The following is a 22,278-nucleotide window of genomic DNA, read 5'->3' on the forward strand; positions in this document are numbered from 1 at the left end:
GGCGGGACCCCCTCACTCAGTGCGCGGAGCTCAGTTCGCGACGCGCAGCGTGATCGCCGAGCTGGTGGTCACGTTGCCGGCCTTGTCCTGGGCCTTGGCCGTCACCTGGTAGCTGGCGTTCGGGTAGGACGTCGAGTTGGCGGACAGCGTCCACGTCCCGTTCGACTGCTTCACGCCGTTGCCGAGCTTCGTGCCGCCGGCGTAGAACGCGACGGCCGTCACTCCGACGTTGTCGCTGGCCGAGGCCACGAGCCGGATCGAGCCGACGACCGTGGTGTTGGTCGAGGGCGAGGTGATGCTCACCGTCGGCTTCTGCGTGTCGGCCGCCGGAGGGGTGGTCGGCGTCGCGGTCGGCGTCGGCGTGGCGGTCGGCTTCGGAGTCGACGTGGGGGTAGCCGTGGGCGTGGCCGTCGGAGTCGCGGTCGGCGTCGCCGTCGGGGTGGCCGTGGGCGTCGCGGTCGGCGTGGCGGTGGGCGTCGGGTCCGGCGTCGGAACGGTGCCGACGGGGATGGTGCTCACGGCGTAGCCGAAGTAGCGGCCGGCGACGGGGCGGGTCGGGTCGCCCTGGAAGGTGCGGCCGCGCTCGGTCGCCGCCTTCGCCTGGGCGATGACCTGGGCGCGGACCTGGGCCGGGCTCTTGCCCGCGCAGGATCCACCGGAGCTCATGCAGTCGAGGACGACGCCGCTGGTGCCGGCGGCCGCCATGCTGGTGCCCGACTGGATGTAGGCGTACGCCCCACCCTTCTTGGTGGTGTACGGGCACATGCCGGGGGCGGCGATGGTGTGCTTCTGGTCGGCGGCCGAGACGGCGAAGTTGCTGTTGGTCGAGACCGCGTCGTCCTTGGTCTGGACGCCGCAGGGCGCCGTGCCGAGTCCGCCGGGCTTGCCGTCGTAGTTGGCCATGTTGGTCACGGCGAGCACCTCGTCGTAGGCGGCCGGGATCCAGCCTGCGAGGTCCTCGGAGGTGTTGCCCGCGGAGCCGACGGAGACGATGCCCTTGGCCTCGAGGTCGCAGATCGCCTGGTGGATCACGTCGCCGTTCGAGCGGCCGCAGTTGCCGTCGTCGGTGCCGTAGGTGGCGAGCGACATGTTGACGACCTTGATGTTGTACTTCGCGGCGTTCGCGGACACCCAGTCGAGGGCGCACATCAGGGTGCCGGTGGTGCCGCGGTTGTTCGCGTCGAGCGCGCGGACCGAGTAGATCGGAGCGCCGGGGGCGATGCCGACCGAGCCGGAGCCATTGTCGAGCGCGGCCATGTAGCCCGAGACGCCGGTGCCGTGGCCGTTGGCGTCGGCGGCGGTGCCCGAGCCGAAGCAGTTGATCTGCTCCTTCAGGTTGTAGTCGGGGTGCGAGCTGACGCCGGAGTCGATGACCGCGACGGCCGGGCCGGTGTAGTTCGTCACTCCGTCGCCCGCGCGCACCGGGGCCTTGTCGGCCTCCGCGGTGAGCACGTGCGAGGGGGTGGTCTGCGCCTGGCCGTCGACGACCTGGTCGGCGGAGACGACGCCGAGGACGCGCGAGTCGGCCTCGAGCACGGCCTTCTGGCGGTCGGTCAGGTCGGCGGTGAAGCCCGCGACGCCGCCCTCGAACTGCACGTCGTCGGCGACGCCGAGCGCGGCGACGACCTGCTCCGAGATCGAGCTCGAGTCGACCGACACGAGGTAGCGGCCGGTGGTGGCGGCCTGGGCGGGGGCGGAGCCCGCGAGGGCGATGCCGGCGGTCACGGCGAGCGCGGTGGCCAGGCCGGCTGCGCGCCAGAGGCGCGAGCGGGCCGGCGGCGCGGCGGTGCGGGAAGTGGACACGGGTTCCGTCGATTCTGTCGGCGTCTCGGCCGACCTGTCGTGGTGCGGGCGGGTCGACGCAGGCACTCCGAGCGAGCGCCCGCGCCGCTGCAGCGGGGCTCGGGTCAGAGGCCGGGAGGCGGCGGAACGGTGCAGGTCCCTCCGAGCGTCGGCGGGCAGAACCCGTCGGCTCCCCCCATCGGAGTGACCTGTCTTCGACTTCAACAGACTTCGGGTGATTTCACAGCGTCGAGAGTGGCCCCAGTTCGAGGGTGATTTGACCCCCTGTCCCACAGATGGTGACCTCTCGTGGAGGCCTTGCGCGACAGGTGCGGAAATGCCCGGTCACAGCGCGGGTTCAGCGCTCTCGCGGCCGACGTCCCGGTGGCTTGACTGCCCCCGGTCTCGGAGTAGTGTCGTCGCTCGTGACACACGAGGGCCCCCCTTCGGGCGCGAAGGCGTCCCCCGCCGGTGCGGACGACGCCGACGCCAACGAGCTCCGCACTGCGAAGCACTTCTTCATCGGCGAACCGCTCTCCAGCGACAAGCTCGAGGGCCAGCTGCTGCAGAAGCGCCTCGCCCTCCCGATCTTCGCCAGCGACCCGCTCTCCTCCGTGGCCTACGCGCCGCAGGAGCTGCTGATGATCCTGCTGCTCGGCGGGCTCTCCTTCCTCACCTTCGCGCCCTGGGTGGCCGGCTGCGTCGTCGTGCTGCTGGTCGTCGTCGTCCTCAGCTACCGCCAGCTGATCAAGGCCTACCCCTCGGGCGGCGGCGACTACGAGGTCGCCCGCACCAACCTCGGCGAGACGGCCGGGCTGACGGTCGCCGCGGCCCTCCTGGTCGACTACGTGCTCACCGTCGCGGTCTCGGTCGCCTCCGGCGTCGACAACATCATCTCGGCGATCCCCGCGCTCGCGCCGCTCCGGGTCGAGCTCGCGATCCTCTTCGTGATCCTCCTGGCCGCCGTGAACCTCCGCGGCGTCTCGGAGTCGAGCAAGGCCTTCGCCGTCCCCACCTACCTCTTCGTCGCGAGCGTCTTCGTGATGGTCGTCGTCGGGCTCGGCCGCGCGGCGTTCGGCGACGCTCCCGTGGCGGAGTCGGCCGGCTTCACCGTGCAGGGCGAGCAGCTCACCCAGGCCGCGGTCGTCCTCCTGCTGCTGCGCTCGTTCGCGAGCGGCTGCGCCGCCCTCACCGGCGTCGAGGCGATCTCGAACGGCGTGCCCGCCTTCCGCGTCCCGAAGGTCAAGAACGCGCAGCGCACGCTCGTCGCGATGGGCACGATCGCGATCGTCCTCTTCGTCGGACTCACCGCCCTCGCCCTGCTCTCGAACGTGCACTACGCCGAGAACGCCTGCCACCTCGTCGGCTTCGCCGACTGCGCGACCACGCCGCAGCGCTCCGTGATCGCGCAGGTCGCGGCCGCCACCTTCGGCAACAACACGATCCTCTTCTTCGTGATCCAGGCCGCCACCGCCGCCGTCCTGCTCCTCGCGGCGAACACCGCGTTCAACGGCTTCCCGCTGCTGGGGTCCGTCCTCGCCCGCGACGGATACGCGCCGAAGTCGCTGAACACCCGCGGCGACCGCCTCATCTACTCCAACGGCGTCATCATCCTGGCGCTCGTCGCGGCGATCATCCTGCTCGTCTACCAGGCGTCGCTGACGAGCCTCGTGCAGCTCTACATCATCGGCGTCTTCGTCTCCTTCACCCTCGGGCAGTCGGGCATGGTGAAGCACTGGATCCGGATGATCAAGAACGGCGAGGGCTCGCGCACCGTCAAGACCAGCCTCGCGATCAACCTCTTCGGCGCCACGCTCACCTTCGCCGTGCTCGTCGTCGTCACGATCACGAAGTTCACCCACGGCGCGTGGCTCGTCTACCTGGTGATGCCGATCCTCGGCGTGCTGATGGCCGGCGTCTACCGCTACTACCGCGACGTCGAGAAGGAGATCGAGGTCGACCCGACCACGACCTTCGGCGCCAACGGCGACCACGCGGTCGTCCTCGTCGGCCGGATGAACAAGCCGACCCTCAAGGCGCTCGACTACGCCATCGCCGCCCGGCACGAGTCGCTGGAGGCGGTGCACTCGTCGATCGACGACGCGCAGACCGCCCAGCTCAAGGCCGACTGGGCCCGGATGGACATCGAGATACCGCTGCGCTGCATCGCCTCGCCGTACCGCGACATCTCGTACCCGCTGATCAAGTACATCAAGGCGCACCGCCTCGAGCACGGCTCCGAGATCATCACCGTCTACATGCCGCAGTACATCGTCGGGCACTGGTGGGAGGGATTCCTGCACAACCACAAGTCGCGCCGGATCCGCCAGAAGCTGCTGCTCGTGCACGGCGTCACCGTCGCGCTGGTGCCGTGGCTGCTCGACTCCTCCGAGCTGATCTACGGCCGCCGCTCGCGCCCGATCCCCGGCCAGTCGCGCCGCGGCGAGCCCGTGCGCCCCGTCACCCGCCGCCCCATCCCGCCCGCCTCCGTCCTGCCCAAGGGCGCCGCCGGCGAGGGCGCCCCGCGCAGCGGCTCGCGCACCGCGGCGGCCACCCGCCCGAAGAGGCCCGCCGGCAAGGGCGGCGGCAAGCGCCGCTAGCCACCACGCTGATCGAGCAGCCCGCGCAGCGGGCGCATCGAGATCCACCAGCGTCAGAGGTCGAGTCTGCAGACCCGCCCTTCCGACGACGGTGGGTCTCGATACGCCCCTGCGGGACTACTCGACCAGCATGTGCCGGGCGCGTCGAAGCGGCGTGATCGTCCGGGGCCGCGTCCGAAGACAGGTAGAGGGCCCGCAGCGACTCGCCGCGGGCCCTCGATTTCCCCTTGTGCCTTCCCCCGAAGGCGGCCCGCCCCAACGGGCCGTCACCGACGCTATCGGCGGGCTATGCAGATGCGCATCCTCCTCACGACGGATCCGCATCCACCCCCTGGCGTGGTGCGACGCCGAGCGCGAGGTGCCAGAGCAGGGCCACCCCGACCACGGCGGCGGTCGTCCAGACGACGGCGAGGATCGCCGCGTCGACGACGAAGGAGCGGTACGCCTCCTCGAGCGGGTCGAGCCCGGAGCCCGCGAGCACGACGCCGGCCGGGACGACCAGCGCAGCGAGGACGGCCGTCCACGCGGCGACCCGGGCGGGCCCGCGGTGGTCGTCGGCGACGGGGTGCGGGCGCCGCGCGACGTACCAGACGACGGCGCCGATCCCGAGCCCGACGAGACCGAGCACCCCGCTCCCGTACTGCGCCCACTTGTAGCCCGGGAACGGACCGAACTCGTCGCGGAGGAACGGCAGGGCCGCCACGAACGGGCCGCCGTCGTGGGTGAACGCGTCCCAGAGCACATGCGACGCCGCGCCGATCACGAGCCCGACGGCCGCCAGCACGATCGCCGCGGTCCGGGCGCGCGCCGAGCGCGGCGGTGCGGCGGGCGGGCGGAGACGCACGCGCACGATCCACGGCGCGAGGTCGCGCCAGGCGGGCTGGAGCAGCACCAGCCAGAGCAGGAGGCCGACGGCGCCGACGGCGAGGTCGACCGTCACGACCCCCGGCATCGAGTGCGTCGCGTCGCGAGCCCAGCGCAGCGGGAGGTAGAGGCCGATGTCCGGAGCCATCGCGCCGATCGCGACCGCGGCGGCGGGGATGCGGCTGTTGGTGAACGCCAGAGCGACGACGGCGTGGCTCGGCGTGAACGGCATAGTGCACGGTATCCCGTGCGCAGGCCGCTCCGGCGAGCGCGGGCGCCCGGCGTCCCGTCCGCCCCCGGGGAGCTCCGAGCGCCGCGACCGTAGAATCGTCCGGACGTCCGGCCCTCCGGGCCGGTCATGGCGACGGATCGGAGCGGGTGTGCGGAAGGCGTTCGCGATCCTCCGTCTCGCGCTCGCGGGGCTGGGGGCCGTCGGGCTCGTCGGCGACTTCCTCTACACCCTCGGCTTCCGGCTGTTCCAGATCGACAACTTCTTCGCCTACTTCACCACGCAGTCGAACATGGCCGGCGTCGTCGTCCTGGGCCTGTCCGGGATCGTCGCCCTCGCCCGCGAGCGCGAGCCGCGCTGGCTCAGCACGCTGCGCGCGCTCGTCCTCACCTACATGGTCGTCTCCGGCATCGTCTTCGGGCTGATCGCCGTGGAGGCGAACAACCGCGGCGTCCGCGTCGACGTGCCGTGGTCGAGCGCGCTGCTGCACTTCGTCATCCCGACGCTCGCGCTGCTCGACTGGCTCCTCGCCCCCGGCCGCCGTCCCGTCGCCTGGCGAGGGACGCTCACCGTCCTCGGCTTCCCGATCGTCTGGGGCGTGATCACGCTGGTCCGCGGCGCGCTGATCGGCTGGTACCCCTACTTCTTCCTCGATCCGGCCCAGGTCGACGGCCCGGTCATGTTCGTCGTCTACGACGTGATCGTGCTCGGCCTGATCTCGGGCATCGCCGCCTTCCTGCTCGCGCTCAGCCGCGTCCGGCCGCTCGGGGCCGCGCGGGCGGCGGAGTGGCGCGGCCCGCTCGCCCGGCTGCGCGAGCGGCTCAGCCGGCGGCGACGGCGAACGGCGTGAGCGCCGCCTGCGCGACGACGAGCAGCTCGTCGTCGCTGAGCGACTGCAGCGACAGCGCCTGATCGGCGCCGACCAGCCCGACGAGCACCGGCTCGCCGGTCGTCGGCTCGAGGTTCAGCCACTCGGTGATGCCCGCCGCGGAGCCGACCAGCGACCAGCGCGCGGGCAGGGCCGCGTCCGTGTCCCAGAAGGGCTCGTCGAAGCGGAGCCAGAGCGTGTCGACGACACCGGAGCCGAGCGACGCGATCGCCGTGCGGTGCGCGAACGGCAGCGGCGGGTCGAACGCGATCGCCTCGCTCTGCAGCACCCCGATCGGCACGGTGACCAGGACGCGGTCGGCGGTGAACGACTCCCCCGTCGCGAGGCGGATGCTCGCACCGGTCTCGGTGTAGCCGATGCCGCTGACGGCCGCGCGGAGCGAGACCTCGACATCGGTCAGCAGCGTCTCGACGAGGGGCGCCAGGCCGTCGGTGACGACCGCCGACGCCTCGTCGGTCGCGTCGGCGACGTCCTCGGCGGTGCTGGCGGCCGAGGCGTCGCCCAGCCCGTACCAGGCCGAGAGCTCGGCGGGCGCGGCGCCGGTGCGCAGCGCGGGGCCGCCCGCGAGGAACGCGGCGACGCGGGCGGCGTCTCCGTCCCCGCTGCCGGGCTCCACGGCCGCCGGGTCGGGAGCACCCGAGCCGGCGAGAGCGTCCGCGAGCGACACGTCGGTCGGCTGCTCGGACGCCCACTCGAGGGCACGGGTGAGCGCGTTCGCGGCGGTGTCCCCGACGTCCGGCTGCTCGCCGGCGTCGGTGCTCGAGCGGATCGTGGCGAGATCGACGACGGAGGTGGTGATCCCGGCGTCGAGGACGCTCTCGCGCAGGGCCGGGCCGGCGCCCGTGAGCGCCCAGGCGCCGGTGTCGACCGCGATCGGCCAGCCGTCGGGGGTGCTCGTGGCGATGCGGCCGCCGACGCGGTCCCGCGCCTCGACCAGGGCGACGTCGTAGCCGGCGTCGACGAGCCGGCGGGCGGCGACGGCCCCCGCGAGCCCGGCGCCGATGATCGCGATGCGCTCGCCCTCCTCGGCGATCGCGGCGATCTCGCCGGCCGCGCGGACGCCCGAGTTCCAGGCGCCCTGCAGAGTCCCCGGCTCGTCGGAGTCGGTGGCCTCGCCGGCGAAGAACAGGCGGTCGAGGACGTTCCCGGCCAGGTCGTCCCGGTGCTCGGGGGTCGCCCCGACGGCGAGGTAGGAGACGGCGCCGAGCGCGTACGGATCGGCGGCCCAGTCCGAGCGGACGAAGGCGGCCGGCGTCGGCACGGCGGTGGTGCTCGGCGTGGGCACCGGCGCCTCGGTGACGGTGCGGGTCGGGGTCGGCCGCGGTGGAGTGCAGGCCGCGAGGGCCAGGAGACCGGCGCCCGAGGCGGCTCCCGAGAGGAAGAGGCGGCGTCCGATCGTCATCCCCGTCATCCTACGTTCTCGCCGCCCCGCGGGGGCCGCGAACGGAGGGCCGCCCGGCGGACGCCCGACGCCGAGTGGTAGACCTGTCCCATGAGCAACGACATCCGCGAACTCTCCGAGGGCGAGAGCTACCTCGCCTTCTTCCAGGGCGGGCCGTTCGACGGCCAGACCGAGACCCGTGTCAGCACCGAGGGCGGCTACGAGAAGTCGGTCGACGTCTACGCCGCCGTCGACGGCCAGGAGACGCACCTCGTCTACACGTCCGTCTCGGCCAAGGAGGTCGGCGAGTCGGTCCATGTGACCTACGCACTCGACGCCCCCGACTCCGACCCCGTCGAGGACCCGGAGGACCGCGGCGGCGGATTCCAGTAGTCCGCAGCAGCACCTCCCCCGCTCTCTCGTGGGAGCACGGACGCCGTCCCGGTCGCGATTCGCGATCCGGGACGGCGTCTTCCTCTGTGCCCGGGACTCTCCATGACGAACCGTGACGTCGCCCAGGTCCGCTCGGAGTCCGCGCCCCTACGATCGCGCCGGAGCGTCCGACCCCCGGCCGCCCGGACGGAGACGACGATGCCCACCGAGCAGACCACCGCGACGATCGGCGCGCAGACCGCCGACTTCACCACCGGCTTCACCGAGACCATCGGCGACGAGCTCGCCGCGGTCTTCGCGGGCGAGCAGGCCGACCTCGTCGAGAGCGGCGTCCCCGCCGGCGCCGTCGCGGCCGGCGACCGCCTGCCGGGCGCGAGCGTCCGCACCGAGGACGGCGAGAGCGTCGAGCTCGCCTCCCTCCTCGGCGACGGCCCGGCCGTCCTCGTCTTCTACCGCGGCGCCTGGTGCCCGTACTGCAACATCACGCTGCGCCACTACGACGCGACCCTCGCCCCCGAGCTGGCGAGCCGCGGCGTCGCCTTCGTCGCCGTGAGCCCGGAGACGCCCGACGCCTCGGCCGCGCTGGGCGGCGAGCTCGGCTTCACCGTCGTCACCGACCCGGGCAACGCACTCGCGACCGAGCTCGGCATCGTCACCGCGCCCAGCGACGCGGCGATCGAGGCGCACACCGCCCTCGGCTTCGCGGTGAAGGACTCGAACGCGGACGACACCCCGGCGATCCCGTTCCCGACCGTCCTGGTGCTCGACGCCGCCGGCGTGGTCCGCTTCGCCGACGTGCACGTCGACTACACGACGCGCACCGAGACCGACGAGATCCTCGCCGCCGTCGACGCGCTCGGCTGAGGCCCGTCCCTAGGCCCGTCGGGAGGGGCTGTCAAGGGCCCCTCCCCTCAGGGCGTCCTCCCCATCCGTGTGAGCAGACTCCTTCGAACAGACAATCGACGCCGATCCGCGGCGCCGGAAGGAGCACGACTCATGGCAGAGATCACCGCCCACCACGGCCTCTTCAAGGACACGGACCTCCACGTCGACGACACCGGCGGCTCGGGTCGCCCGGTCGTCCTGATCCACGGCTGGCCCCTCTCGGGCGAGTCCTGGAGCGAGCAGGTCCCCGCGTTCTCGCAGGCCGGCTTCCGCGTCATCACCTACGACCGCCGCGGCTTCGGTCGCAGCGACAAGCCGCTCACCGGCTACACCTACGACACCCTCACCGAGGACCTGCACACGCTGCTCACCGAGCTCGACCTGCAGGACGTCACGCTCGTCGGCTTCTCGATGGGCGGCGGCGAGGTCGCCCGCTACTTCTCGAAGTACGGCACCGAGCGCCTGCACAGCGTCGTCTTCGCGTCGGCCGTGCCGCCGTACCTGATGAAGACCGACGACAACCCGGACGGACCGCTCGAGAAGTCGGCCGCGGCCGAGATGACCGCCGGCCTGACCAAGGACGAGGACTCGTTCTACGAGCAGTTCACGACCGAGTTCTTCTCGGTGAACGGCGAGCTCAAGGTCACCGAGGCGCAGCGCCAGGACGCGCTCTCGCTCGCGAAGCAGTCGTCCAAGCACGCCGCGCTGGCCTGCATGGCCGCGTTCGCCGGCACCGACTTCCGCGAGGACCTGCCGAAGGTCACCGTCCCGACGCTCGTCATCCACGGCGACGGCGACGGCACCGTCCCCTTCGAGGGCTCCGGCGCGCGCACGCACGCCGCCATCCCCGGCTCCGAGCTGTACGTCGTCGCCGGCGCCCCGCACGGCGTCAACGTCAGCCACGCCGAGGAGTGGAACCGCGTCGTCCTCGAGTTCCTGAAGAAGTAGCACTGGCGAAGGGGCGCTCCGCTGCGGCGGGGCGCCCCTTCTGCGTTCCAGGATCTCGCGCGCCCTTCCATGCTGGTCGAGTAGCCGCGCAGCGGCGTATCGAGACGCTTCCGATCAGCCCTTCTCCGCGCCCTCCGTGGTGTTCATGATCCGCCGCTGGAAGACGAAGAACAGCACCGCGACCGGGATGGACATCAGCACGGCCGCCGCGAGCTGCAGCGGGTACTGATTGCCGGTACCCAGCTGACCCGAGACCAGCGAGGCGACTCCGGTCGTCAGCGTGTTCAGCTCCGGCGACTGCCGCGAGACGACGAAGTGCGAGAACTCGTTCCACGACCCCTGGAACGACAGGATGAACAGCGTCACGATCGCCGGCCGCGCCATCGGCACCACGATCGAGCGGAAGGTCCGGAAGACGCCGGCCCCGTCGATCCGGGCGGCCTCCTCGATCGAGGCGGGGATCGAGTCGAAGAACTGCTTCATGATGAAGATGCCCGCAGCGTCCACGATCAGCGGCACGATCATCCCCGCGTAGCTGTCGTAGAGCCCGAGCTGCTTGAGGATGAGGAACCGCGGGATCAGCAGCACCACGCCCGGCACGCTCATCACGCCGATGAACAGCGCGAAGAGCAGCCCGCGGCCGCGGAAGCGCAGCCGCGAGAGCGCGTAGCCGGCGAGCGAGTCGAAGAACACCCGCCCGACCGTGACGAAGAGGGTGACGATCACCGAGTTCAGCGTCCAGAGCGGCAGCGGCACGTCGGTGAACAGCCGCTCGTACGAGGCGAACGACCAGGTCGCCGGCAGCAGCGACAGCGGGTTCGAGGTCGCGTCGGCGTCGGTCTTGAAGGACGACGCCACCGAGATCAGGAACGGGTAGATGTAGACCAGCGCGAGGCCGATCAGCAGCAGGTAGCCGCCGATCAGCGAGGCGCGGCCCCGGGCACCGAGCTGCACGCGGCGGCGCGGCAGCGGCGCCTGCGGCGGCGGCTCCGCCTCGGTGCGCGGCTCGGGGTCGACCAGGGTGCTCATCGCACTCCTCCCGTCGTGAGGGTCGTCGCGGCGTCCGCGCGGGCGGCCCGGCGGGTCCGGCGGGCGCTCGGCTCGCCCTTCTCGCGGAGGATCGCGCGCTGCAGCAGCGTCAGGACGACGATGATGAAGAACAGGATGAAGGCGATCGCCGCGCCCTGCCCCCAGCGCAGGTCCGTGAACGAGGTCTCGTAGGCGAGGTACGCCGGGGTGAGCAGCGTCTTGCCGGGCGCGCCGCCCCCGGTCAGGTAGATCTGGTCGAACACCTGCCAGGTGCCGATCAGCCCGAGGGTGAGCACGGTGAACAGCGTCGGCTTGAGCATCGGCAGCGTCACCGAGAAGAACTTCCGCAGCGGACCCGCGCCGTCCATCAGCGCCGCCTCGTCGATCTCGGCGCCGATGTTCTGCAGCGCCGCGAGGAACAGCAGCATGAAGGTGCCCGAGGTGGTGAAGATCGCCATGGTGATCAGCACGCACATCGCCACCGACGGGCCGGCCAGCCAGTCCCACCAGGTCAGCCCCAGCGGGGCCCCGCCGGCGAACCAGCTGCCGTCGACGCCGACGAGGCCGAGCAGGCTGTGCAGGACCCCGGTCGGATCCGCCATCCAGGTCGGGCCGTCGGCGCCGAACCAGCCGAGCACCGCGTTGACGACGCCGGACGCCGAGAAGAGGAACAGGAAGATCACGGTGATCGCGATCGACGAGGTCACCGACGGGAAGTAGAACGCGGTGCGGAAGAAGCCGCGACCGCGCAGCACCCGGCGGTTGACCTGCACCGCCAGGAACAGCGCGAGCGCGGTCTGCAGCGGTACGACGAGCAGCACGTAGTAGACGTTGTTGCGGATCGCCGTCCCGAAGTCCTTCTGCGCCAGACCGGAGTCGACGAGCACCGCCCGGTAGTTGTCGGTCCCGACGAACTGCGCGGTCGGGCCCAGCGGCGAGCCCAGGCCGTTCCAGTTGCTGACGCTCACCCAGAGCGCGAGGGCGATCGGGACGACCAGGAAGACGCCGACGACCAGGATCGCGGGGAGGGTGAAGAGCCAGCCGTAGCGGGCCTCGTTGCCGCGGATGCCGGAGCGGCGGCTCCGCGCGGCGGTGGCGGTGCTCATCGGCGCATTCCCGCGCTACTTCGCGTTCGCGGTGTCGAGCGCGTCCTGCAGGTTGGTCTGCAGGTCCGCGAGGATCGCCTCCGGGTCGCCCGACGCCAGGCCCTCGAGGGCCGAGTTGAAGTCGGTGATCACGGTGGCGGCGCCGGCGAAGGCGACCGGGCTGACGGCGTAGTCGTTCCCGGTCACGAAGGCCGCGTTCTCCGGGTACTTGCTCGCGTACTCCGCCGCGCCCGACTCGGTCGAGGGGATCACGCCGAACGCGTCCGAGAAGGCGAGCTGCTGCTCGTCCGAGGTGAGCGTCGACACGAGCGACTCGGCCTGGTCGGCGGTGGTGCTGCCGGCCGGGATGCCCCAGCAGTTGCTGAAGGTGAAGGTCGACTTCCCGCCGGGGCCCGCGGGCAGCTCGGCGACCGTGTAGTTCACATCCGGGTAGTCGGCCTCGAGCGCGCCGTTGATCCACGGGCCCTCGATCACCATCGCGGCCGCGCCCTTGCCGAACGCCTCGCCGGACCAGCCGGAGTCGAGGTCGGCCGGGAACTTCAGCACGCCGTCGCTCAGCAGTGTCTTCACCTCGGTGAGACCCGCGACGTTCTCGGGGGTGTCCGCGGTGACGGTCGTGCCGTCCTCGGAGAGCAGCGAGCCGCCGGCCTGGTTCATGAAGGTGCCGATGCGGGCGTACTCGGCGCCGAAGGAGAGGCCGGTCACGCCGTTCGCGGTCAGCTTCTGCGCCGCGGACCGGAGCGAGGCCCAGTCGGTCGGGATGTCGGCGTCGGTGAGGCCCGCGGCTGCCCAGAGGTCGGTGTTGATGACGAGGCCCAGCGTCGAGAAGTCCTTGGGCTCGCAGTAGAACTGGTCGTCGTAGGTGAAGGCGTCGCGCAGCGCCGGGTAGAAGGCGTCGGCGTCGTCCGCGTCCTGCGCGTAGGGCTCGAGGTAGCGGTTGCTGGCGTAGGTCTGGAACTGGTCCCAGCTCATGTAGAAGAGGTCGGGCGGGTTGCCGCCCGAGAAGCCCTGGCCGAGCTGCTGGGTGAGGTCGCTGGCCGCGACGACGTCGACGGCGGTGTCGTTCGCCTCGCCCCAGGCGGTCACGGCGTCGGTGACGGCGGTGGTCTCGGCGTCGCCGGACGAGCCGATCATCACGGTGAGACCGGCGGAGTCGTCCGATCCGCCGCCGCCGCCGCTCGAGCAGGCGCCGAGCGAGAGGGCGAGGCCGCCGGCGAGGACCGCGGCACCCCAGCGTGCCGTTCTGGTGCTGTGTGTCATGTTCTGACCTTTCGTGGGTTTCGGGAGGGAGTCGTGGGGAACGGGGCGCCCGCCGGGCGGGCGTCAGCTCTCGGAGTGGTGGAGCGGGGTGCGCACGACGAGGTGCGGCGTGATGAGGCGGTGGGCCTCACCGGGTGCGAGGGGGCGGTGGACGACGTCGTCGCCCTGCTCGCCGAGGAGGAGCTCGAGGGCGCCGGCCGCGACCGCGCCGAGGTCCTGCTCGACGCTGGAGAGGCCGACGGCGCCGGCGACCGGGGTGTTGTCGAAGCCGACGATCGGCAGGCTCGGCCGGCCGACTGCGACGGCCGCCATCGAGGCCCCGAGGGCGAGGGAGTCGGAGACGCAGACCAGCCCGTCGACGCCGGGGTTCGCCTCGAGGAAGGCGATCGCGGCGGAGCGCGCGCGCTGGACGTCGTCCTCGGCCTCCGCCACGAGCAGCGGCACACCGGCGAAGCGCTCCGCCATCACCCGCTCCCAGCCGCTGCGGCGGTCGTCGCCGGTCGCCGAGCCGGCCGGCCAGCCGAAGAACGCGATCCGCGAGCAGCCCGCCTCGGCGAGATGGCCGGCGGCCTGCGCGACACCCGCGGCGCCGTCGACGTCGACCCAGAGGTGCTGCGGATCGCCCTGGTCGTCGAGCCCCCAGGGCCGGCCGAAGGTGACGAACGGCACGCCCTGCTCGATCAGCCAGGCCGTGCGCCGGTCGCCGTAGAAGGTCGAGGTGAGCACGAAGGCGTCGACGTCGGCGCCGTCGCGGAGCTTGCCGATGCGCTCGATCTCCTCCTCGGGGCTCGCCGCCGTGTAGAGCAGGATCCGCATGCCGCGGGCGTCGGCCTGCTCGGTCACGGCGTGCAGGAAGCGGTCGAGCAGGCTGCCGGAGATCCCGTCGAGCACGCGGTCCATCCGGACGCCGATCGTCCCCGACTTGCGGGTGCGCAGGCGCCGGGCGGAGGCGTGCGGCCGGTAGTTGAGATCGCCGATCGCCTTCTCCACCCGCTCGCGGGTGCTCTCCCGCACGATCTGCGGACTGTTCAGCACGTTCGAGACGGTCTGGCGCGAGACACCCGCTGCGCGCGCGACGTCCTCGACGGTCGGCAGTGCCATGCGTCCTCCTCGACGGGTGTGCGGTGTGCGGTGCTGGCCGCTTGATCGTTCAAATCCCGCGGCCTGCGTTATTTGATCGATCAAATTCCTGGGTAATGTTACCTGCGGCGACGGCGCTGTCAACCGGCCGTACGCTCCTGTACCGACGATCCAGTGAGGAGTCGACCGTGACGACCGACCACGACGACCGCCCCCGCCCGCCCCGGCAGCCCCTGCTGAACGACGCCGTCGTCCTGCTCCGGGCGCCCACCCAGCTCTGGAGCGACGACGCCGGCGAGCTCGGCGCCCTGCCCGCGCACGGGCTCTACCACGGCGACGTCCGCGTCCTCGCGGGCCTGCGCCTGCTCGTCGGCGGAGAGCCGCTCGAGTCGATCGCGGTCGGCCGCGACGGAGCCTCCTCCGCCCGCTTCACCGCCCTCGCGCGGCACCTCGACGACGACGCCGCCGACCCGCGCCTGCGCGTGGTGCGTCTCCGCACGGTCACCGCCGGCGGCCTCGAGGAGCGGATCCGCCTCGAATCGGCGCTGCCCGATCCCGTCGCCACCACCGTCGAGCTCGCCCTCGACCCCGACTTCTCCCTCGTCCACGTGGTGAAGGCCGGGCTGCGCGACGAGACGGCCGTCGAGACCGCCGTCGACGGCTCCTCCCTCGTCTGGACGCACGCGGGCGCCCGCGCCGAGGTGCGCGCCGACGGGGCCGCGGTCTCCTCCGGAGCGACGCTCTCCTGGGACGTGGTCGTCCCCGCCCGCGGGTCGGTCGAGGTCTCCTGGAGCATCGCGATGACCGACTCCGCAGCCGTGGTCGGCGCCGCCCCCGACCCCGCCGAGTGGTCGGGCGCCGTCGTCGAGGCCGGCGACTCCCGGCTCGCCGCCTGGTGCCGCGCGGCCCTCGACGATCTGGACGCCCTGCGGATGGTGACCCTCGAGCGGCCCGGCGAGCCGTTCCTCGCGGCCGGCGCGCCCTGGTTCTTCACTCTCTTCGGCCGCGACTCGATCTGGGCGGCGCGGATGCTCCTCCCGCTCGGCACCGAGCTGGCCGGCTCCACCCTGCGGGTCCTGGCGGGGCTCCAGGGCACCGAGCACGTCGCCGAGACGGCCGAGCAGCCGGGCAAGATCATGCACGAGCTGCGCTCGACGACCCTCGAGATCCCGGGCGAGGGCGTCTCGCTGCCGCCGCTCTACTTCGGCACCGTCGACGCGACCGCGCTCTGGATCTGCCTGCTGCACGACGCCTGGCGCTGGGGGCTCGCCGACGACGAGGTCGAGGCGCTGCTGCCGGCACTCGAGGCCGCGCTGCGCTGGCTCCGCGACGAGGGCGACTCCGACGGCGACGGGTTCCTCGAGTACGTCGACACCACCGGCCACGGCCTCGCGAACCAGGGCTGGAAGGACTCGGGCGACTCGATCCAGTGGATCGACGGCAGCCTCGCCGAGGGGCCGATCGCGCTCTGCGAGGTCCAGGCCTACGCCCACGAGGCGGCGGTCGGGGGCGCGGCGCTGCTCGAGCACTTCGGCCGCGACGGAGCGGAGTGGCGCGCGTACGCCGCCGCCCTCAAGGACCGCTTCACCGGCGCCTTCTGGATCGACGACGCCGACGGCGGGCACCCTGCGATCGCACTGGACGCGGCCAAGCGCCCGGTCGACACCGTCACCAGCAACATCGGGCACCTGCTCGGCACCGGGATCCTGCAGCCGGAGCAGGCGGCGCGCGTGGCGCAGCTGCTCGGCTCGCCCGAGCTCGACTCGGGCTACGGGCTGCGGACCCTGTCGACGGACTCCGGCGGCTACTGGCCGCTCTCGTACCACGGCGGCTCGGTCTGGGCCCACGACACCGCGATCGCCGTGACCGGGCTCGCCCGCGAGGGCTTCGGCGCGGAGGCGACCGCGCTGTCCCGCGGACTGCTCGCCGCGGCCGAGGGCTTCGGCTACCGGATGCCCGAGCTGCACTCCGGCGACGCCGCGGTCGAGGTGGCGGCGCCCGTGCCGTACCCGGCGGCCTGCCGCCCGCAGGCGTGGTCGGCGGCCGCCTCGATCGCGGTGCTGACCGCGGCACTCGGCCTCGCTCCCGGCGGCGGAACGCTCGTCGTCGCGCCGATCACGCCGGCCCTCGCCGGCTCGATCCGGGTCGACGGGATCCGCTACCGCGGCTCCGTCGTCCCCATCGACTGGGACGGCGCGCTCTGAGGCGAGGAGCCCGCCCCCGATCATGCTGATCGTGCAGCCCGCCCCCGCCTCATGCTGATCGAGTAGCCCGCGCAGCGGGCGTATCGAGATCCACCGTCGCCAGGACGCGGGGCCTGCAGACCACCCTCCCGGTCACGCCGGGTCTCGATACGCCCCTGCGGGGCTGCTCGACCAGCATGCGGCGGCCCTATCGAGATCCGCCCGCCGTCAGGACAGCCGCGCGACGACCGCCCGCGCGATGCGGCGCCCCGAGCGGTTCGCCCCGATCGTCGACGCCGTCGGCCCGTAGCCCGCGAAGAACACCCGGGGGTCGGTGAGCGACGCGCCGTCCGCGACCGCGACCCCGCCCTCGCGCTCGCGCAGTCCGAGCGGCGCGAGGTGCCGCAGCTCCGGGCGGAACCCGGTGGCCCAGATGATCGCATCGGCGCGGGTGTAGGACCCGTCGGGCCAGCGCACCCCGTGCGGCTCGATCGAGGAGAACATGCCGCGCTCGTGCAGCACGCCGCGCTCGATCCCCGCCACGACCCGTCGCGTGCGCTGCACCCCCGTGCCGCCGACGATGCTCGGCAGCGCGCGGCCGGCCCGCGCCGCGCGGTCCTGCTCGGCGACCGCCTCCACCGCGGACTCCAGCGCGAGCTGCTCCCCGTCCTGGTAGACCACCGGGCGGCGCGTCGCCCAGGTGAGCGAGCGGGCGACCCGCTCCAGCTCGAGCAGGAAGCCGATCGCGGACGTCCCGCCGCCCACCACGACCACCTGCTGCCCGGCGAAGTCGGCGGCGCGCAGGTACTCGGTCGTGTCGATCTGCACGCCCTCGAAGCGGTCGCGGCCCGGGTAGTACGGCAGGAACGGCGAGCCCCAGGTCCCGGTGGCGTTGACCAGGATCCGGGCGCGCTCGACGCCGTGGTCCGTCTCGACGACGAGCGGCGCGCTCCGGTCGCCCGTCGTCGCACTGCTGACGCTGCGCACCGCCTCGGGCCGCCGCACCGCGAGCTCGTAGGCGCTCTCGTAGGCCTGGTAGTACTCGGTGACGACGTCGCGCGCGGGCCGGCGGCGGTCGGCGGTCGCGAAGGACAGGCCGATCCGGTCCATCCCGGGGAGGTCGTGCACCCGGTGCGCCGAGCCGAGCCGGAGCGCCTCCCAGCGGAACTGCCAGGCACCGCCGGCGCGCGGCCCGCGGTCCAGGAGAGCGAAGTCGACCCCCGGGCGCAGGCCCAGACGGCGGAGGTAGTAGGCGACCGAGAGTCCCGCCTGACCGGCGCCGATCACGACGACGGGCCGCGGATCGAGCGCACTGTCCACGGTGCTCCCCACGCGGTAAGGAGGCGCCGCCTGCTCCGCTGCTCGCGCACAGGGGGGCCGGTGCCTCGTCTGCTAAACTACCGGCTAGATTTCATACTTCCTGTCTGCTTCTTTTTCTCCAGCCGGCTCTTGCCCGTCTGGCCTGTCATCGTGAGGGGGTCACCCATGGGGCGCGGCCGTCAGAAGGCAAAGAACACCAAGATCGCTCGGGAGCTGAAGTCGTTCAGCCCAACGGTCGATTACAGTGCGCTCGAGCGCGAGCTCAGCCACCCGGACGAGCCGGACTACTCGAAGTGGATCGACGACGAGGACGAGGGCGACGACACCGACCTCGTCGAGGAGCAGCACCAGAAGCGTGCCTGATCCCTCCTCCGCCGCGGGGGCGCTCGAGTCGAGCGACCCCGCGGCTTCTGCGTTCCCGGAGCGGTCCGTGCCGGATGAGCCCGCCCTCGCGGAGCAGTCCCTGCTCTCGGAGCCGTCCGTGCAGCACGGCCGCGTGGAGCAGCTGTCGACCCGGGTCGCCTACGAGACCCCGTGGATCCGCGTCCGCGAGGACGAGGTGCGCTGGCCCGGCGGCGTCGAGGGCGTCTACTCCGTCGTCGAGCGGGCCGACTACGCGCTGATCGTCCCGCGGGAGCGCGACGGCTTCTGGCTGGTCGAGCAGTACCGCTACCCGATCGGCCGCCGCACCTGGGAGTTCCCGTCCGGAGGCTGGCCGCACGGCTCGCCCGGCGGGGACGCCGAGGCGCTCGCCCGCGCCGAGCTGCGCGAGGAGACCGGCCTGCGCGCGGGGCGGCTCCGCCCGCTCGGCCGCCTCAGCGAGGCCGACGGCTTCGTCGCGCAGGCGTTCGACGTCTTCCTCGCCGAGGACCTCGAGCACGGCGAGCCGGAGCGCGAGGAGACCGAGCAGGACATGCGCCAGCAGTGGTTCTCCGACGCCGAGGTGGCCGCGATGGTCCGCTCCGGGGCGATCGTCGGCACCTCCGACGTGGCCGCGCTCGGGTTGTTCTGGCTCGACCGGGGGCTCGGCTCCTGAGCGCGCCGTCCGTCCCGGCGAGCGCGATGTCGGTGGTCGCTGCGAGGATGCAGCGATGAGCTCTCTCGCCGCGCCGTCGCCCGTGTGGCACTCGGAGACGCGCGGCCGCGACCTCGACGAGGCGCGCGCGTTCTACTCCCGCGGCTACAACGGGTCGGGCTTCCGCGCCGAGCGCACCCGCGTCCCGTTCGCCTACCGCTACGCGTCGACCGGTCCCGGCCCGGTGAGCCTGCACGCCGCCTCCTTCCTCGGCTCGGTCCGCGGCACGGTCGAGCCCACCGGCGTCTACGTGGTGCTCTGGCTCAACGACGGCCGGGCCAGCCTCGACCTCGGCCGCGACGAGAACCGCCTGGTCGCCGGCCGCCCGGCGATGTTCCCCTCCGGCCGCCCGTTCGGCTTCGAGACGAGCGAGTACCGCGACGCGCTCGTCCACTTCGACGCCGCCTACCTCGAGCGCGCCGCCGCCGAGCTGCACGGCACCGAGCCCGGCCCGATCCGCTTCGCCCCGCTCGCGCACTCCCCGGCTCCGTGGTGGGCGGCGGTGCGGGTGCTCCGCGACACGCTCACCGGCCCGAGGGCGCCGTCGTCGCTGCAGCGCGAATCCGCGTCGCAGGTCGCCGCCGCGGCCGTGCTCCAGGCCTTCGCGCACCGGACCGTCCCGCTGCCCTCCGCGCCGCCCTCGGTCAGCGCCCGGCGGCTGAGGCGGGCGGTCGAGTTCGTGCACGCGAACGCCGACCTCCCCCTCGGCGTCGCCGACATCGCCGACGCCGCCGGGCTCACCGTGCGCGGCGTCCAGCTCGCCTTCCAGCGCGCCTACGCGCTGACCCCGCGGCAGTACCTGCGCGGCGTGCGCCTCGACCTCGCCCGCGACGAGCTTCTCGCCGGGCAGCCGCAGACCCTCGTCGTCGGCGAGGTCGCCGCACACTGGGGCTTCATCAGCGGCGGCCGCTTCGCCCAGCACTACACGCAGCGCTTCGGCGAGCTGCCGAGCGAGACGCTGCGGCGCTGAGGCCGCGGCACTGGCGTTGCGGCACTGACGCTGCGGTCGTGACGCCGGGCGCCGACCCCGCGCCGACTCCGCGGCACTGGCCACCCTGCGCGGACTCCGCCGCGCCGACCCCGCGCGGCCCGTCGGAGGCGTAGTGTCCGAAGTCCACCCGCGGAACGACCCGCGGGTCCGCGTCGATGGAGCCGCGATGTTCGAACCCGAAGGATCCGCGCGCCCGCTCGCCCGGATCATGTCCGTGACCGCCGCACTGCTGATCGGCGCCGTCCTCGTCGGCGGCGCGGTCGGAGCCGCGGTCGCCCTGGCCCTCTACCTCCCGAGCGCGCTCGCCGCCGGAGCGCTCGACCCGTCCGCGCTGGTCGGCTTCGGGATGCTGATGGGCGTCGCCTCCGGCGCCGGCCTCGGCGCGGTGGGAGGCCTCGGCGCGATCGCCGGCATGGTCACCGTCCGCGCGGTGAGCCGCCGGAGCGGCGCCTTCATCGCCGGCACGAGCGTCGGCGCCGCGTTCGGCGTGCTGATCCTCGCCGCGAACCTCCTCGTCAGCCGGGACGCCGCCACCTGGATCACCGCCCTGCTCGCCACGGCCGCGGCCTTCCTCCTCTGCGCCTGGGGCTCCTGGCTGCTGACCCGCCACGAGCACTCCTGGGAGCGCGCGCACGCCCCCGAGCACCGGCGCCCTGCCGCGCAGCCCGCCGCCCCGGGTTCTCCGTCGCCGGCGAGCCGCCACCGCCCGGCCTGACGCGCCCCGCCCCTCCGGCCGGACCTCCGGCACGCGGAACCACCCCCGGCACGCCGAACCGGCCGATTCCCGCGAGCCGAGGCACGTTCCACGTGCCGAAGATCCACCACCGGTATCTCCGGCTCGCGGAGGCACCCCTGGCACGCCGAATCAGCCGGTTCCCACGAGCCGGAGCCCGATCGACGAGCCCGAGGTCGAGCCGGACCCCCGCGCCTCAGCGCCCTCGCGAGTCGGCCCCGCGGTCAGCCCGCGTACGAGCCGACCAGGCGCACCGCGCCGCCGTCGACGCCCTTGGCGCCCTGCTCGAAGCCGTCCAGCGCGCGCTCGCTCAGCGACACGCGCCCCGCGACCCAGGACGGCACGCCCGACGCCTCGAGCGCCGCGATGATCGCGGGCGCGGCGTCGGCGTCGACCACGGCGAACATCCCGATGCCGAGGTTCCAGGTGCCCTCGGTGCTCTCGAGCGTCGCCCCCGAGATCGCGGCGAGCGCCCGGAACACGTCGGCCGGGCTCCAGCTCGAGCGCTCCACCTCGACCCAGGAGCCGCGCGGCAGCACGCGCGCCAGGTTCGCCGCGATCCCGCCGCCGGTCACGTGGCTGATCGAGTGCACGCCCGCGCCGAGCGCCTCGTCCTCGAGCACCCGGAGCAGCGGCGCCGTGTACAGGCGGGTCGGCTCGAGCAGCACCTCGCCCACGACGCCCCCGAGCTCGGCGGAGGTGTCGGTGAAGCGGATCCCCCTCTCGGCGAGGATGTGGCGCACGAGCGAGTAGCCGTTGGAGTGCAGCCCGGAGGAGGCCATCGCGATCACCAGGTCGCCGTCGCGCACCCGGTCGGCGCCGCGCACCGCGTCCGCCTCGACCGCGCCGACGGCGGCACCGGCCACGTCGTAGTCGTCCGGCCCGAGGAGCCCCGGGTGCTCCGCGGTCTCGCCGCCGACGAGCGCGGTCCCGGTGGCCGAGCAGGCGCGGGCGATCCCCGCGACGATGTCCGCGATCCGCGCGGGGACGACCTTGCCGCAGGCGATGTAGTCGGTCATGAAGAGCGGGCGGGCGCCGACCACGACGATGTCGTCGACGACCATCCCGACGAGGTCCTGCCCGATCGTGTCGTGCTTGTCGATCGCCTGCGCGATGGCGACCTTCGTGCCGACGCCGTCGGTCGAGGTCGCGAGCAGCGGCGCCCGGAAGTCCTTGAGGAACGAGACGTCGTAGAGGCCGGCGAACCCGCCGACTCCCCCGAGCACGTTGCGGTCGTGGGTCGCGGACACCGCCGCCTTCATCAGCTCGACGGCGAGGTCCCCGGCCGCCGTGTCGACTCCCGCGCGGGCGTAGCTGCTCGTCTCGTTGCTCACGCGACGACCCTACCGAAGGGCCGCGCCACGCAGACGCTGCGATCAGGAGCGCCCGACGGTCCGGCGGCGGGTCGCGGACCGCCCGCACCCCCTTCAGGGGCTGATCCGAGCGCCGGGCGAGACGAGGAGATGGTTGCGTTGTCATAGTGGGTGCTGACCGTCTCCGTCTCCGGATCGGCTTCGCGCCCGAGGCCCG

19 protein-coding genes are annotated in these 22,278 nt (G+C 73.1%); 10 read left to right on the plus strand and 9 right to left on the minus strand.

Going from position 1 to position 22,278, the window contains the following annotated elements:
* Positions 1 to 30 precede the first annotated feature (30 nt).
* Positions 31 to 1,803, minus strand: a complete 1,773-nt coding sequence (locus GTU73_RS18635) for an Ig-like domain-containing protein (protein WP_160091096.1) — start codon at positions 1,801 to 1,803, stop codon at positions 31 to 33.
* Positions 1,804 to 2,303: 500 nt separating this feature from the next.
* Between GTU73_RS18635 and GTU73_RS18640 the strand changes: the two genes are divergently transcribed.
* Positions 2,304 to 4,382 carry an APC family permease gene (locus tag GTU73_RS18640; protein ID WP_244231879.1) on the plus strand — a complete coding sequence of 693 codons (2,079 nt, stop codon included), beginning with the start codon at positions 2,304 to 2,306 and terminating at the stop codon, positions 4,380 to 4,382.
* A gap of 307 nt (positions 4,383 to 4,689) precedes the next feature.
* On the opposite strand, the gene GTU73_RS18645 is transcribed toward GTU73_RS18640, so the two are convergent.
* Positions 4,690 to 5,478, minus strand: coding sequence for a DUF4184 family protein (locus tag GTU73_RS18645; protein WP_160091098.1), 789 nt, complete (start codon positions 5,476 to 5,478; stop codon positions 4,690 to 4,692).
* A gap of 148 nt (positions 5,479 to 5,626) precedes the next feature.
* Here GTU73_RS18645 and GTU73_RS18650 point away from each other — a divergent pair, with 148 nt between their 5' ends.
* Positions 5,627 to 6,325 (plus strand): Pr6Pr family membrane protein, encoded by a 699-nt coding sequence (locus GTU73_RS18650; protein ID WP_160091099.1) that lies wholly within the window; start codon positions 5,627 to 5,629, stop codon positions 6,323 to 6,325.
* Here GTU73_RS18650 and GTU73_RS18655 read toward each other — a convergent pair.
* On the minus strand, positions 6,297 to 7,766 hold the full coding sequence (locus GTU73_RS18655; RefSeq protein WP_160091100.1) for an NAD(P)/FAD-dependent oxidoreductase: 1,470 nt from the start codon (positions 7,764 to 7,766) through the stop codon (positions 6,297 to 6,299). The genes GTU73_RS18650 and GTU73_RS18655 overlap by 29 nt on opposite strands.
* 90 nt (positions 7,767 to 7,856) lie before the next feature.
* Between GTU73_RS18655 and GTU73_RS18660 the strand changes: the two genes are divergently transcribed.
* The 3 genes from GTU73_RS18660 (at position 7,857) to GTU73_RS18670 (ending at position 9,971) form a co-directional block, all read left to right on the plus strand.
* The gene (locus tag GTU73_RS18660) at positions 7,857 to 8,138 is read left to right on the plus strand and encodes an oligoribonuclease (RefSeq protein WP_123448078.1); all 282 of its coding nucleotides are present in this window, start codon (positions 7,857 to 7,859) and stop codon (positions 8,136 to 8,138) included.
* A 198-nt stretch (positions 8,139 to 8,336) separates the two neighbouring features.
* A complete protein-coding gene (locus GTU73_RS18665) occupies positions 8,337 to 9,002 on the plus strand; it encodes a peroxiredoxin-like family protein (RefSeq protein WP_160091101.1) in 666 nt (221 codons plus the stop codon).
* Between the two features lie 132 nt (positions 9,003 to 9,134).
* The gene (locus tag GTU73_RS18670; protein ID WP_160091102.1) at positions 9,135 to 9,971 is read left to right on the plus strand and encodes an alpha/beta hydrolase; all 837 of its coding nucleotides are present in this window, start codon (positions 9,135 to 9,137) and stop codon (positions 9,969 to 9,971) included.
* A gap of 114 nt (positions 9,972 to 10,085) precedes the next feature.
* On the opposite strand, the gene GTU73_RS18675 is transcribed toward GTU73_RS18670, so the two are convergent.
* From GTU73_RS18675 to GTU73_RS18690, 4 genes are all read right to left on the minus strand, one after another.
* Positions 10,086 to 11,000, minus strand: a complete 915-nt coding sequence (locus GTU73_RS18675) for a carbohydrate ABC transporter permease (protein WP_160091103.1) — start codon at positions 10,998 to 11,000, stop codon at positions 10,086 to 10,088.
* Positions 10,997 to 12,106 (minus strand): sugar ABC transporter permease, encoded by a 1,110-nt coding sequence (locus GTU73_RS18680; RefSeq protein WP_160091104.1) that lies wholly within the window; start codon positions 12,104 to 12,106, stop codon positions 10,997 to 10,999. Before GTU73_RS18680 ends, GTU73_RS18675 begins: the two co-directional genes overlap by 4 nt.
* Before the next feature lie 15 nt (positions 12,107 to 12,121).
* Entirely contained in the window at positions 12,122 to 13,366 is a 1,245-nt protein-coding gene (locus GTU73_RS18685; protein WP_160091105.1) for an extracellular solute-binding protein, read from the minus strand.
* Positions 13,367 to 13,429: 63 nt separating this feature from the next.
* Positions 13,430 to 14,467, minus strand: a complete 1,038-nt coding sequence (locus GTU73_RS18690) for a LacI family DNA-binding transcriptional regulator (RefSeq protein WP_160091106.1) — start codon at positions 14,465 to 14,467, stop codon at positions 13,430 to 13,432.
* A 167-nt stretch (positions 14,468 to 14,634) separates the two neighbouring features.
* Here GTU73_RS18690 and GTU73_RS18695 point away from each other — a divergent pair, with 167 nt between their 5' ends.
* Positions 14,635 to 16,650 (plus strand): glycogen debranching N-terminal domain-containing protein, encoded by a 2,016-nt coding sequence (locus tag GTU73_RS18695; protein ID WP_244231699.1) that lies wholly within the window; start codon positions 14,635 to 14,637, stop codon positions 16,648 to 16,650.
* A gap of 207 nt (positions 16,651 to 16,857) precedes the next feature.
* Here the strand turns inward: GTU73_RS18695 and GTU73_RS18700 are convergent, their stop codons facing one another.
* Positions 16,858 to 17,949, minus strand: a complete 1,092-nt coding sequence (locus GTU73_RS18700) for an NAD(P)-binding domain-containing protein (protein WP_244231700.1) — start codon at positions 17,947 to 17,949, stop codon at positions 16,858 to 16,860.
* Between the two features lie 165 nt (positions 17,950 to 18,114).
* On the opposite strand from GTU73_RS18700, the gene GTU73_RS18705 reads away from it, so the two are divergent.
* The 4 genes from GTU73_RS18705 to GTU73_RS18720 all read left to right on the plus strand — a co-directional run bounded on the left by GTU73_RS18705 (position 18,115) and on the right by GTU73_RS18720 (position 20,730).
* Positions 18,115 to 18,312 carry a DUF3073 domain-containing protein gene (locus GTU73_RS18705; protein WP_123448069.1) on the plus strand — a complete coding sequence of 66 codons (198 nt, stop codon included), beginning with the start codon at positions 18,115 to 18,117 and terminating at the stop codon, positions 18,310 to 18,312.
* A 67-nt stretch (positions 18,313 to 18,379) separates the two neighbouring features.
* The gene (locus tag GTU73_RS18710) at positions 18,380 to 18,985 is read left to right on the plus strand and encodes an NUDIX hydrolase (protein WP_244231701.1); all 606 of its coding nucleotides are present in this window, start codon (positions 18,380 to 18,382) and stop codon (positions 18,983 to 18,985) included.
* Positions 18,986 to 19,040: 55 nt separating this feature from the next.
* The gene (locus tag GTU73_RS18715; RefSeq protein ID WP_160091109.1) at positions 19,041 to 19,994 is read left to right on the plus strand and encodes an AraC family transcriptional regulator; all 954 of its coding nucleotides are present in this window, start codon (positions 19,041 to 19,043) and stop codon (positions 19,992 to 19,994) included.
* Between the two features lie 187 nt (positions 19,995 to 20,181).
* A complete protein-coding gene (locus GTU73_RS18720) occupies positions 20,182 to 20,730 on the plus strand; it encodes a hypothetical protein (protein WP_160091110.1) in 549 nt (182 codons plus the stop codon).
* Between the two features lie 242 nt (positions 20,731 to 20,972).
* Here GTU73_RS18720 and purM read toward each other — a convergent pair whose 3' ends face one another.
* Complete coding sequence (purM, locus tag GTU73_RS18725; protein WP_160091111.1) at positions 20,973 to 22,082, minus strand: phosphoribosylformylglycinamidine cyclo-ligase; 1,110 nt, start codon at positions 22,080 to 22,082, stop codon at positions 20,973 to 20,975.
* Between the last annotated feature and the right edge of the window lie 196 nt (positions 22,083 to 22,278).

Source organism: Rathayibacter sp. VKM Ac-2804 (genome assembly GCF_009866655.1).
GTDB lineage: Bacteria > Actinomycetota > Actinomycetes > Actinomycetales > Microbacteriaceae > Rathayibacter.